We start from the raw sequence: 13,364 nt of genomic DNA, 5'->3' as shown, positions 1-13,364 counted from the left end.
TAGAAAGTATTAAAATAAAGATTGCTGAATCAGAAGATAAGAAAACTCTAGAAAATGACTTTGAATCGATAGAGATGAGTATATAATTGAAAAGATTTTATAATAAGGCTATAAATATATAATTACTTATAAACATCATCAGACAAATATGTTTGGTGGTGTTTTTTGTTATATATACAGAATGATTTAATACGCAATATTTATCCGTATATTTAATTGTATCAAAATAACGTATCAAAATGATACAAGGTTATTGTTGAAACAACTCATAAGCATAATGTTATATTTTGGATATCACATAAAATATTAGTAAATTGCATAAAAATATCAAAAAAACAATAAAATTTATGTTGACAAATGTCAAATAAGAATGTATTATAAGTACATGAAACAAAAACGAGACTACAGTATCAAAATGATACACAATAGATTGGAGGGTCCACACAAGTGAGTTTAGATAAAGAAAAATATCAAGGCTATATTGATATTCTAAAACAGGAACTTGTTCCAGCGTTAGGATGTACAGAGCCAATTGCAATTGCTTATGCAGCAGCTAAATCACGAGAAGTACTTGGGAATTTCCCAGATAAAATAGTTATAAAATGTAGTGGAAATATAATTAAAAATGCTAAATCTGTTATAGTTCCTAATACTGGTAACCTAAAAGGTATTAAAGCAAGTGTATATGCAGGACTTATTGTAGGAGATTCAAGTAAAGAAATGCAGTTATTGAATGATTTAACAGATTCAGATATAGAAAAAATCAAAGAATTAATGAATACAGATATGTGTGAAATCGAAATGATAGAAAAAGATGCAAACTTACACATTATTGTAGAAGCCAAGTATAAGGATGAATACTCTTTCATAGAAATTGTACATACACACGTAAATATTACGAAGATAGAGAAAAATGGAGAAGTATTATTTGAAAAACCATATAACAAAGATAATTTTAATGAATCATTATCAGATAGAAATATATTAAATGTAAAAGATATTCATGAATTCGCTAATACAGTGAAACTAGAAGATGTTAAAGAATTTCTTGATAATCAAATTGAGTATAATCTAGCAATAGCAAATGAAGGACTAAAAAGTAATTATGGCATTAATATAGGTAATATGCTTATGGAGTGTTTTGGAGATACTATAATTACTAAAGTAAGAGCATATGCAGCTGCTGGATCAGAAGCCAGAATGGGCGGATGTAGTTTACCCGTTGTAACTAATTCTGGTAGTGGAAATCAAGGAATGGCTACTTCATTACCTGTCATCATATATTCACAAGAAAAAGGATATGACAAAGAAAAGATGTATAGGGCTTTGGTTTTAGCTAATTTAATTACTATACATCAAAAAACTAATCTAGGGAGATTATCAGCATATTGCGGAGCAGTAAATGCAGCTTGTGGTAGTGGAGCAGGATTAACATATCTTGAAAATGGCAGTTTAGAACAAATAGAAAAAACTATAACTAATACGCTAGCGAATGTTTCTGGTATCGTATGTGATGGAGCAAAAGCATCATGTGCAGCAAAAATTGCATCTAGTGTAGATGCAGCTATTATGGCTCATTTTCTTGCAATGAAAGGCAATGCTTATGAAGCTGAAACAGGAATTGTAAAAGAAACAGTGGAAAACACTATTTCTGCTATGGGTAGACTTGGGCGAGAAGGTATGAAAGAAACAGATGTTGAAATCTTGAAGATAATGCTTAATCAATAATATCTTTAGTGTTTACCCAGTCTGATTTTCAATAGTAATAAATGAAAGGAGGAAGTTTTTAATAGTATATGTTTGGGTTCAATATATATGGATAGTGATAACTTTATAAATAATAAAAGGAGGAAAAATTTAATGAAATTAAAAGTATCTGTTTTATTAGTTATAATTCTTATTATGGGTGTATTTACAGGGTGTAAAAGTTCAGACAAGATTAAGATTGCAGTTGTTGGTCCACTAACTGGTGATTTTGCAGAATATGGTACAGGTTTTAAAAATGCAGTTCAACTAAAAGTTGATGAATGGAATGAAAAAGGTGGAGTTCTTGGAAAAGAAATCGAATTAGTTGTTTATGATGATAAAAATAACGGTGAAGAAGCTGCTACTATAGCAGAAAAAATAGTTTCTGACAAATCTATAAAAGCAGTTGTTGGTCATTTTGCTAGTGGTGTTTGTATGGCTGCATCTCCTAAATATCAAGAAGCTGGTATGGTTGAAATATCACCATCTGCATCACATCCTGATTATACAAAAGAAGGAGACTTCATTTTTAGGAATAATACGGTTATTAACGTTGAAGCAAAACAAGCTGTTGATTTAGCAATTGAAACTATAGGTAAGAAGAAAGTCGGAATATTAGCTGTTAAGACAGACTGGGGTATCAAGACTGCAGAAATCACTAAGTCTCTTGTTGAAGAAGCGGGAGGAACAGTTGTTGGTTACCAAGAAGTTGTTGATGGTACAATTGACTATAGTCCTAATATTTCTAAACTTAATGATGCTGGTGCAGAAGTAATAATAGTTGCAGCAATGTATAATGCTCTTGCTCCATTTGCATCACAATACAAAGCTATCAATCCTGATATTGAATTTGTAGGTTTCTCTAATGCTTATAGTCAACAATTGATTGATCTTGCAAAAGAAAGTGCTGAAAATATTCATTTCCCAACTATTTTCTTCCATGGAAGTGCTGATCCAGCAGTATCTAATTTTGTAAATGCTTACAAAGAAAAATATGGTTCAATGCCTAGTAGTTTAACAGCACAAGCATATGACAGTGCAGGTATGATTTTAACATCAATTGAAAAAGCTGGAAAAGCAGACAGAAAAGATATTAAAACCGAATTAGCTAAGATTAATTACCCAGGTGTTACTGGAGAAACAAAATTTGATTCTATGGGTGATGCAATGAAAGTATTTACTAAGGTTAAAGTTAAAGATGGTGCATTTATAGAAGTTAAGTAGGTATTAAAAAATAATATGTTTTATAGAAATGATTAGTTCAAGAGAAACAAGGAGGTGTAAACTTGATATTACAAGAATTGGCCAATGGATTAACTTTAGGTATGGTCTATGCTCTAATTGCAGTAGGATATTCTTTGGTATTTGGTATTCTAAGACTTGTAAACTTTTCACATGGTTCGGTTTATGCATTTGGGGCACATATTACAATGGTTTTTGTAGGTTACCAATTTGGTATTATTCCTGCTTTAATGATAAGTATTGTTGCAACAGGATTGCTAGGTATAACTATTGATAAAGTAGCATTGGCTCCACTTCGAGCTAAAAAATCAAAGGGTATTGCGGCTTTAATTACTACAATAGGTATTTCTTATATTATACAGAATCTGCTGATGACAGCATTTGGTAGTCAAACAAAGTTTTTTCCAAAACTATTTGATTATGGAACTATAAATATAGTTGGAGTAAAAATTAGTACTACACAATTATTTATTTTCTTAGTATCTGTTATACTACTTGGACTTCTTACCTATATTATTAAAGGTACTAAGATAGGTCTAGGAATGAGAGCAGTAGAGCAAAATCAAAAAGCTGCTAGTTTGATGGGAATTAACGTAAACTTTATAGTTACTTTTACATTTTTCCTTGGCGGTGCTTCAGCTGCTATCGCTGGAACATTAATTAGTGGTTATTATCAAATGGTTTACCCTAGTATGGGGTATTTAGCAGGACTTAAAGCGTTTTCTGCTGCAGTTTTAGGTGGTATTGGAGTATTACATGGTTCGATTATTGGTGGTCTGATAATAGGAGTTTCAGAAAGTTTTGCTGCAACATATATAGGTGGTGGCTATAGAGATGCCACAGCTTTTATAATACTAATTATTGTACTGCTAATTAAACCAACAGGTTTATTCGGCAAGAAAGGTATTACAAAGGTGTAGATTATGGGAAAAATAAAATTTATTGAAAATATATCAAATTATATAGTTGATTTAAAAGAGTTTATCGAACGCAATAAAAAGATAGTTTATCCAATTATTGCTGTATTATTGGCAGTACTTCCTTTTATAATCAGTTCCCAGTACATACTGAGAATTGTAATAATGATAGGTGTGTATAGTATTTTATCATTATCACTGGGACTGGTAACAGGTTATACTGGACAAATATCATTAGGACATGCATCATTTTATGCTATTGGTGCTTATGCATCTGCTTTGCTTAGTGTCAACTACGGTCTTAATTTCTTTATAACTGCTCCTATAGCGGCGTTATTAGCTGCAGTTTGTGGACTTTTGTTAGGATTACCGACATTTAGGCTATCAGGAACATATTTGGCTATTACAACATTAGGATTCATGGAAGTTGTAAGAATGGTATTGTTGAACTGGCAGAGTGTAACAAATGGACCGTTAGGGGTGACAAGAATCCCTAAACCATCGTTTTTCGGAATAGAATTATCAACTTCAAATGGTGGTCTATATTACTTGATTCTTGTATTTGTTGTAATAACAACATTTTGTATAGTTGGTATTGTTCGTTCTAGAATGGGTCGAGCATTGATGGCTATAAGAGAAGATGAAATGGCAGCTACAATGATGGGAATAAAAACAACCTACTATAAAGCTATTGCTTTTGTACTATCATCTTTCTTCTCAGGACTTGCAGGAGCGTTTTATGCTCACATGATAAGATATATTGATCCTAACACATTTACATTTGATACTTCTATCATGATACTAAGTATTGTTATTCTAGGTGGTATGGGTACTATTGGCGGAATGTTCCTAGGTTCCATGTTATTGGTTACATTCCCAGAAGTACTTCGATTCTTACAAGAGTATAGATTTGTTATGTATGGTATCATTCTAGTACTTATGATGAGATTCCGTCCACAAGGTATTCTAGGAGGACAGAGAAAGACCAAGTATAAACTTCCCAAAGGGGTTGTAGTTGACATACCTAATAAAGTGATTTCTACAGGGAAGGGTGGTATGTGATATGGCACTCATGGAAGTGAAAAATATATCTAAACATTTTGGTGGTTTGATTGCTGTTAATAAAGTTGCTTTTGAAGTAAATGAAGGTGAGATAATTAGTATCATTGGACCTAATGGTGCAGGAAAGACTACACTCTTTAATTTGCTTACTGGAGTTAATCAGTTAACAGAAGGCGAAATCATATTTGAAGGCAAACCTATCCATAACCAAAAACCTCAAGAAATAGTCAAAGCTGGTTTGGCAAGAACATTTCAGAATATTAGATTATTCGGGGATATGAGGGTTATTGAAAATGTTTTGATAGGGATGCATATCAACACAAAATATAGTTTTTTGGATTTGCTTTTTAGAACTAAAAAATATAGAGAAGTAGAGAAAGAAAAACATCAAAAGGCAATAGAAATATTAGATTCAATCGGTTTGAAGGATAAGATACACAGTTATGCCAGCAACCTGCCTTATGGTGAACAAAGAAAACTTGAGATAGCAAGAGCTATATCTACTGACGCTAAAATACTGCTTCTAGATGAGCCGGCAGCAGGTATGAATCCTCAGGAATCAGAAGAATTGTTGAACTTTATCAAGAGTCTAAGAGATAAAGGTTACACAATATTACTGATCGAACATGATATGAATGTTGTTATGAACATCTCTGATAGGATTTATGTTATTGATTATGGTAAAAAGATTGCTGAAGGTCTGCCAGCTGAAATAGCTAATAATAAACGTGTTATAGAGGCATATCTAGGAAGGAGTGAATAACAATGCTGGAAGTAAAAGGTATAAATACACATTATGGTAATATTCACGCTTTGAAAGGTATTGACCTTGAAGTTAAACAAGGAGAGATTGTAACTCTTATAGGTAGTAATGGAGCTGGTAAGAGCACAACGATGGCTACGATAACTGGTTTGTTAAAAGCTACTGCTGGAGAAGTTTGGTTCAAAGGAGAGAACATTACTAATATAACTCCTTCTGAAATAGTTAAGAAAGGAATTAGTCTTTCTCCTGAAGGACGTGAGGTTTTTCCTGCATTATCAGTAGAAGAAAACCTGAAACTTGGAGCATTTACTCGTACTAATAAAAAAGAGATAAATGATTCATATGCCAGAGTGTACGACTTGTTTCCAAGGCTACTAGAGAGAAAGAAGCAGATAGCTGGAACATTATCTGGTGGTGAACAACAGATGTTGGCGATTGGTAGAGCGCTTATGTCCATGCCACAACTTCTTATATTGGATGAACCTTCTCTAGGGCTTGCTCCTAATTTGGTATTAATGATATTTGATTTAATAGCATCTATCAATAAACAAGGCATCACTGTTTTACTGGTTGAACAGAATGCGAATATGGCATTATCTATCGCTCATAGAGGCTATGTCCTAGAAACTGGAAAAGTGACTATGACAGACGATGCTCAGGTTTTATGTAACAATGAAGCAGTAAGAAAAGCATATCTTGGTAGCGTTTAATATTAATATAAATTAAAAGAAAAAATGGAGGAATTGAAAATGAGTGAAAAAAAATATACACAACAAGAATTAACAGATGCATTTAGAAGTGCTATTGAGGACAGAGCAAAATGGTTTTATCTTTTATCAAAATATACAGATGAAGGATTTGATCAAATAGCTGAAAAGGCAATTACTGAATTTGGAATTTCTAAAGGCGAAGCTATAGGTGTATGTAATACTCCTGCTGATTTTGCTAAAGCAATTTTGACAGGACATCCAAGAGAAGCTTTTGCAATGGAACCAGTTAAGATTGATGAAGAAGAAAGTATTATCAAATTCCATCATTGTGCACTTGTTGAAGCTTGGAAAAAGCTTGGTTGTTCAGAAGAAGAAGTTGAACATCTTTGTGATTTAGCATGTTATGGTGATTTTGGTATGGTAGGAGTTCACCCAAAATTAAAATTAGAATTCAAACAACTCATTTCAAAATGTGAAGATTGCTGTGAAATGGTAATTACTAAGAAATAGGAGGACAGGTGCTGATGAAAAAGATTATAAACAATCCTGACGAAGTTGTAAGTGAAATGCTTCAAGGTTTGGTTAAGGCAAATCCTCAGCTTCAATATTCCAAGGATCTAGAGGTTGTTTCAAAAGTCAATAAAGAAAACAAAGTAGGTCTTGTATCAGGTGGAGGCAGTGGACATGAACCAGCTCATGCAGGTTATGTAGGAAAAGGTATGCTTGACGCTGCTGTAGCAGGAAATGTTTTTGCATCTCCATCACCAGATAGAATATTACAAGGTATACAAGAAGCAAATACAGGTGAAGGTGTTTTACTTATAATCAAGAATTACTCAGGAGATATCATGAATTTCTCTATGGCAAAAGATTTAGCCGAAATGGAAGATATAAAAGTTGAGATGGTTACAGTAAAAGATGATGTGGCAGTAAAGGACAGTACTTATTCAACTGGACGTAGAGGTATCGCTGGTACGGTATTTGTTCATAAACTGGCTGGAGCCAAAGCAGCAGCAGGTGGAAACCTTGATGAAGTGAAATGTGTAGCTGAAAAAACTATTGCTAATATTCGTAGTATGGGTATGGCTATGACTTCATGTATCCTTCCTGGAGTAGGGGAACCTGGTTTCACATTAGGCGAAAATGAAATAGAAATCGGTATGGGAATACATGGTGAACCTGGAATCGAAAGAACAACTGTTAAAACTGCTGCGGAACTTGCTAAGATTTTATGTGATAGAATTCTTGCGGATTATGATTATAGTAACAGTGAAGTTGCTTTAATGGTTAATGGTCTTGGAGCTACACCTTTAATGGAACTGTATATATTGAATAATGAGGTTGAAAAAGTCCTATCGAAGAAGAATATTAAGATTCATAAAACTTTAGTAGGTAATTATATGACAGCGCTTGAAATGTCAGGGTGTTCAATAACATTATTAAAACTCGACGATGAGCTAATCAAATTGCTGGATGCTCCTTGTGATACACCAGCATTGAAAGTCTAGGTGATTATATGAAAGTTAAAATAACTTCTAAAGAATATGTTGAATATATTGATATAGTAACTAAGAAAATAGAAGAGAATAAAGACTATATAACTAAGCTTGATTCTGTAACTGGTGATGGAGACCATTGGGTAAATATTAATATGGGTTTTCAGAAATTAGTTGAGAATAAAGAATTGTTATTATCATTGAAGCTTAGTGATATGTTTAAAAAAATCGGTATGTTAATTATGAGTACTGTTGGTGGTTCATCAGGAGTCTTATATGGTAGTGCATATATAAGTGCTGCAAAAACTATTGGTGAATCAGAAGAACTGGATATCAAGCTCTTATGTGAAGTTCTAGAAGCTGAACTTAATGCTATTATGCAGAGAGGTAATGCAAAACCAAACTTCAAGACTATGATTGATAGTATGTATCCAGCAGTAAATGCATTAAAAGATGCAATTGAAAAGGATATGGATGACTATGATGCACTACAAGCAATGAAACAAGGTGCTATAGATGGTATGAATAGTACAAAAGATATGGAAGCAGTTAGAGGACGTGCTTGTTACCAGGCCAATAAAGGGGTTGGACATCTCGATCCAGGAGCTGTTACCATGTGTTATCAGCTTGAAGTATTAGTTGACTATTTGTGTAAATAAGTAGTATAATGTTACTAAAATATAGCAAATTATGGTTTATTATAGGGTAGTTTCTACCCTATTTTTTTCCTTATAAGAAATTCTATTTTTAGAAACATTAAAATTAATTTTTTATATGTGTAAAGAAAACTTAACTAATGAACAAATTGCTTTGCTGAATGAGGCGTAGCCTCTTTTCTTAGGAGGTATTTTTATGTATCTTGTTGAATTAAAAGAAATAGCTTCCAAGTTTGCTGAAACTATATCTAAGATTCTTAATATTGATGTAATTATCATTGATGATAAATATAATATGATTGGTAATACGTTCTATTATACCGATGAGCCAACACCTATAAGTAGATATTCTATGTTAGGTGAGGTTATGCACACTGGTAAAGTAGTTGCAGTTAGCGATAAATCTACTTATAAACATTGTAAAAACTGTCCGGATTTGAAGAAATGTGCTATATCTGGTCTTGTCAGTGTACCTATTTTCTTTGAAAATAAAGTAGTCGGTGCCATTGCACTGTTAGTACCTGTCAATAAGACTAGTCCTGTTTTTGAGAATCTACAAAACTCTATAGAATTTCTTGAAAGAATGTCGGACCTGCTTAGTTCAAAACTTAATAGTACAGATAATTATAATAAACTTAATATTATAAAAAAAGAGCGGGAAATCATCATTAATATGATAGAAGATGCCTTGGTTCTTATTAATAATAAAAAAGAGATTGTTCATTATAACCAACAGTTTGAAAAATATTTTAAGATAGAAAAAGACATCACAGGTGATAACATTGAACAAATAATTGACCATCAACTAATTCATGAGATGATGATGTTCAGAGAAGATTTCTCATACAAAGTATTCTCTTATGATAAGGGAAACAACAGTTTTTATGGATTTATATCCAGTAGGAATATAATAATAAATGGTATTGATCATGGAATGCTTTTAACCTTCAAAAGTATTGGAAAAGTATATAACGCTCTCAATGAAATAATGGATAATAAAGTTAATATATCATTTGATACCCTACTAGGCAATGATCCTGTTTTTGTAGATCAAATTAATAAGGCAAAACAGTTATCTGTAACATCTGAAAATATATTGATATGTGGTAAGGTAGGTCTAGGAAAGTCTGTTTTATCAAGGGCTATCCATAATTTCTCTGATAGGTCCAACCAATATTTTTTATATGTGGATTGTGAAAACATCCCTTATGAACTTTTGGAACATGAGATTTTTGGAAGTGAAAACGAAACCACAGTCCTTAACCCTAGCATTGGTAAACTTAGGATGGCACATAAAGGTACTATATTCTTTAAAAATATCTCTGAAATGCCTTTATATCTACAAAAAAGATTAGTTGAAGTAATAAAGACCAGGCAAATAAAATTAGAAACATATAAAGGATTTAACCTAGATATCAGAATGATCTTTGATACAAGTCAAGATTTGACTTCTCTTGTAAAACAAGGCAGTTTTGATGAGGAACTTTATTATAGGATATCAAAAAATACTATAACCATACCATCACTCGAAGAACGTAAAGGCGATATAAAAATCATAGTGGATAATACATTGCATAAACTTAAAATCAAGTATATGAAGAAAAATCTACTGATACAAGAAGAAGTATTGGATATGATGTATAATTATAGTTGGCCTAATAATGTACGTGAAATAGAAAAGATAATGGAACGAATCATATGTAATAGCGATTCTGATGTAATAACATTAGAAGATGTGAAAGACTTGAATTTTGCAAGTGGAAGTAATAGAGAAATAATGAATGTAGAAGATATGGAAAAAGAACTCATAATAAAGATGATGAAAAAATATAAATCCAAAAACCAAGTAGCTGAAGCTATGGGTATAGGTAGAGCGACACTATATAGAAAATTAAAAAAATACGAACTTAATTGATTAAGTTCATGACTATAATACCAAAAGAGCTGTCTCATAAAAAGAGATGGTTCTTTTTTTGGACAAAAAAATACGATAGTACTAAGGGGAACTATCGCAAAATACTGTTTTTAAACTACTAAAGGATGATATTATTATACAATAAAATTAACTATTTGTCAAATTTTGTTGTAGAGAATATAATTATGACAATTTATGCAATAAAAAGTATATTAATAAATAATTGTAATAATCAAAAGGTCATATGGATGTATAGTTATTATAATTTATGTTAGTAGGACTAAAGACTTAAATCATATTTGTGTTATGAATAAAGTTCTGAGAAATTCGACTAATTAGTCAAAAAAATAAATTATTTATAGTAAATATTACTACAATTACTTAAAAATTATTCAATTCGTATAGCATTTGTTGATTAATATTGGAATATAAATTATACAATATGTTACAAAAATAGATGAAATATACTTAAAAATAACAATATAATTGCATTATATAGTATAAGATAGTATAATATTCGTATATGAAAAATATGGAAATTTAACAAAAGACAAACTAGATGGGATGGGTGATTTTAGTGAAACTGAAGAGAAAGAATAATAAAATAAAATTCTCTAAAAAAGCTAAACAATCAAAGGTAGAAAATAATAAATCTATTAATGAGAAAATAAAAAACAAAAAAATTAAGAAAAAAGAAAAAGTAAAGAGTATTAAAAATTATGACAAAGCAATTAAAGAAAGATTTCCATTAAAGTTGAAATTGACAATTTCACATACTCTTGCGGCAATACTACCAATATTAATAATATCAATAGTTTTATTAAGCTTAGTTAAAGAAACAATGACAGACCAAGTAAAGAGTAATAATGTAAAATTAATTAATAGTATAAATGAAAATATAAATATGAAATTAAAAGAAATAGAAAATACTTCTATGGTAATTATGAGTGATGATTCTCTTGTCAAAACATTATCTAAGAACAAAGATGATTATGAAAATCTATTCGATATGTTAAAAGAGAGAGATTCATTAATTAATGAAAAATTATTTTCTATACAATATTCTAATACTAGTATTCAAAACATTGTAATCGTGAAAAGAGATGAAACCATAGAATGTAGAGCAACTCATGGTAAAATATCAGAAGGTTTCTTTGATAGCGACATCTATAAAAGAGTAAGTGATGCTAGAGGCAGAGCGATATGGTTAAGTAATTCATACGATAATCCAGATAGTATATATCTAATGAGAAAATTAACTAGAATATCAACTGCACATGAAATCGGAGTATTGATAATTGAAGTTAAGAAATCCTATTTAACAGAAGTGTTTGAAAATGCTGATGATAAAACAGATGAATTCATTATTGATGAGAATGGAGCTATTGTATATAATGCTGATTCAACAATATTAGGAGAAACATTTGAAGAATATGAGGATATCAAAGAAAATATAGATGAAGAAGCTGAAATAGTATCTGATAATCTTAATCTCAATGGTAAAATGACTTCATACATAAGATGTAGCAATAATTGGTTTTTTGTTGAACAAATATCAAATAAAGAATTTTTAGGAATAATAGATAGTACTAGAAATGTAATAATATGGGTTGGTCTTGGTATAAGTGTACTTGCTTTCATATTATCTAGTGTAATTTCATTTAATATCAGCTATCCTATCAAATACATCAGAAACAAGATGAAATTAGTAGAAGATGGAGATCTGACAGCAGTATCTAACATAAAAGGTAAATATGATATGGGTCAGTTATCCCATAGCTATAATATGATGTTAAAAAGCACTAAAAACCTGATAAATAATAATAGAGATTTAACAAATGTAGTATCCGATAATTCTAGTCAGGTTGCAGAAATAGCAAGACATTCTGCGGCTGGCTCAAGAGAAGTGACTATAGCTGTTGAATCCGTTTCTCAAGGTGCAATGGAACAAGCAAGAGATGCAGAAAATGCAGCAACCATTGTTAAAAAGTTCATTGATAAATTCAATGAAACAGAAGATTACTTCAACAACGTAGTTGAAGCAACAGAAGCTACAAAAGAAATAAGTGTACAAGCTACAAATATCATTAAAGAATTGAATGATAGTACAGTAGATGCAACAAACTTATCTAATAACTTCAAGAAAGATATCATGAGTCTAGTTGATAAATTCAAAGAAATATTAAAGATAATTGGACTTATTGATGGAATTAGTGAACAATCCAATCTTCTTGCACTGAATGCAGCTATTGAAGCGGCAAGAGCAGGAGAAGCAGGAAAAGGGTTTGCAGTTGTTGCCGATGAAGTTAGAAAGCTTGCTGTACAATCAAAAGATGCAGCTAAAGATATTTCATCAATAGTTAGTAAAGTACATAATGCTACTAGTGAAACAGCGAAAATGATAGAAGAGGGCGGAAATATTTTCGTAAGGCAGCAAGAGGCAGTTAATAAAACGGATGACGCATTTAATATTATAGTAAAAAATATGGATCAAATAAAAATTAAAGTAGATCAGGTATTTGAAATGTTATCAGGTTTTGATGAAATACAAAATGAAGCAATAACTTCAATAACTAGTATAGCAGCTATAGCCCAAGAATCAGCAGCAGCTATTGAAGAAGTATTAGCAACTGGAGAGGAACAGACATCCTCAGCAGAACAGCTAGTTAATATGTCGGGTGAATTGGCTAAGGTTGTTGACGAAATGAATAGCAGCCTTGATGAATTTAAGATCGATTAATAAGATTGGAGCCTATGGCTCCTTTTTTGTATCATAATATTGTTCCTTTCCGCATTATATGATAAAATTAGTAAACAAGATATATTAATATTAATCTACAAAAAAATTTATGATGTT

General features: G+C 31.3%; 11 protein-coding genes. All 11 read left to right on the top strand.

The window, feature by feature from the left end; translation table 11 throughout:
• Nucleotides 1–447: 447 nt before the first annotated feature.
• Nucleotides 448–1,728: an L-cysteine desulfidase family protein gene (locus ACX6CF_RS11765; RefSeq protein WP_458785527.1), complete on the top strand. Its 1,281-nt coding sequence runs from the start codon at nucleotides 448–450 to the stop codon at nucleotides 1,726–1,728.
• A 132-nt stretch (nucleotides 1,729–1,860) separates the two neighbouring features.
• Nucleotides 1,861–2,970, top strand: a complete 1,110-nt coding sequence (locus ACX6CF_RS11760; protein ID WP_458785526.1) for an ABC transporter substrate-binding protein — start codon at nucleotides 1,861–1,863, stop codon at nucleotides 2,968–2,970.
• A 62-nt stretch (nucleotides 2,971–3,032) separates the two neighbouring features.
• Nucleotides 3,033–3,908: a branched-chain amino acid ABC transporter permease gene (locus tag ACX6CF_RS11755; RefSeq protein ID WP_458785525.1), complete on the top strand. Its 876-nt coding sequence runs from the start codon at nucleotides 3,033–3,035 to the stop codon at nucleotides 3,906–3,908.
• Nucleotides 3,909–3,911: 3 nt separating this feature from the next.
• Nucleotides 3,912–4,967, top strand: coding sequence for a branched-chain amino acid ABC transporter permease (locus tag ACX6CF_RS11750; RefSeq protein WP_458785524.1), 1,056 nt, complete (start codon nucleotides 3,912–3,914; stop codon nucleotides 4,965–4,967).
• A gap of 1 nt (nucleotide 4,968) precedes the next feature.
• The gene (locus tag ACX6CF_RS11745; RefSeq protein WP_458785523.1) at nucleotides 4,969–5,730 is read left to right on the top strand and encodes an ABC transporter ATP-binding protein; all 762 of its coding nucleotides are present in this window, start codon (nucleotides 4,969–4,971) and stop codon (nucleotides 5,728–5,730) included.
• A gap of 2 nt (nucleotides 5,731–5,732) precedes the next feature.
• A complete protein-coding gene (locus ACX6CF_RS11740) occupies nucleotides 5,733–6,440 on the top strand; it encodes an ABC transporter ATP-binding protein (protein ID WP_458785522.1) in 708 nt (235 codons plus the stop codon).
• Between the two features lie 39 nt (nucleotides 6,441–6,479).
• Nucleotides 6,480–6,950 (top strand): L-2-amino-thiazoline-4-carboxylic acid hydrolase, encoded by a 471-nt coding sequence (locus ACX6CF_RS11735; protein ID WP_458785521.1) that lies wholly within the window; start codon nucleotides 6,480–6,482, stop codon nucleotides 6,948–6,950.
• Between the two features lie 14 nt (nucleotides 6,951–6,964).
• Nucleotides 6,965–7,948 carry a dihydroxyacetone kinase subunit DhaK gene (gene dhaK / locus ACX6CF_RS11730; protein ID WP_458785520.1) on the top strand — a complete coding sequence of 328 codons (984 nt, stop codon included), beginning with the start codon at nucleotides 6,965–6,967 and terminating at the stop codon, nucleotides 7,946–7,948.
• Nucleotides 7,949–7,956: 8 nt separating this feature from the next.
• Nucleotides 7,957–8,595 (top strand): dihydroxyacetone kinase subunit DhaL, encoded by a 639-nt coding sequence (gene dhaL, locus ACX6CF_RS11725; protein ID WP_458785519.1) that lies wholly within the window; start codon nucleotides 7,957–7,959, stop codon nucleotides 8,593–8,595.
• A gap of 193 nt (nucleotides 8,596–8,788) precedes the next feature.
• The gene (locus ACX6CF_RS11720; RefSeq protein ID WP_458785518.1) at nucleotides 8,789–10,507 is read left to right on the top strand and encodes a sigma 54-interacting transcriptional regulator; all 1,719 of its coding nucleotides are present in this window, start codon (nucleotides 8,789–8,791) and stop codon (nucleotides 10,505–10,507) included.
• Between the two features lie 577 nt (nucleotides 10,508–11,084).
• Nucleotides 11,085–13,247, top strand: coding sequence for a methyl-accepting chemotaxis protein (locus ACX6CF_RS11715; protein ID WP_458785517.1), 2,163 nt, complete (start codon nucleotides 11,085–11,087; stop codon nucleotides 13,245–13,247).
• The last annotated feature ends 117 nt before the right edge of the window (nucleotides 13,248–13,364 follow it).

The organism is Vallitalea sediminicola (assembly GCF_054408565.1).
This window is presented reverse-complemented; position numbering and strand designations above follow the sequence as displayed.

Coding starts and splice junctions, on each gene's coding strand:
- ACX6CF_RS11760 (WP_458785526.1), top strand. CDS start 1,861: ATGAAATTAAAAGTATCTGTTTTATTAGTTATAATTCTTATTATGGGT.
- ACX6CF_RS11750 (WP_458785524.1), top strand. CDS start 3,912: ATGGGAAAAATAAAATTTATTGAAAATATATCAAATTATATAGTTGAT.
- ACX6CF_RS11745 (WP_458785523.1), top strand. CDS start 4,969: ATGGCACTCATGGAAGTGAAAAATATATCTAAACATTTTGGTGGTTTG.
- ACX6CF_RS11740 (WP_458785522.1), top strand. CDS start 5,733: ATGCTGGAAGTAAAAGGTATAAATACACATTATGGTAATATTCACGCT.
- ACX6CF_RS11735 (WP_458785521.1), top strand. CDS start 6,480: ATGAGTGAAAAAAAATATACACAACAAGAATTAACAGATGCATTTAGA.
- dhaK (WP_458785520.1), top strand. CDS start 6,965: ATGAAAAAGATTATAAACAATCCTGACGAAGTTGTAAGTGAAATGCTT.
- dhaL (WP_458785519.1), top strand. CDS start 7,957: ATGAAAGTTAAAATAACTTCTAAAGAATATGTTGAATATATTGATATA.
- ACX6CF_RS11720 (WP_458785518.1), top strand. CDS start 8,789: ATGTATCTTGTTGAATTAAAAGAAATAGCTTCCAAGTTTGCTGAAACT.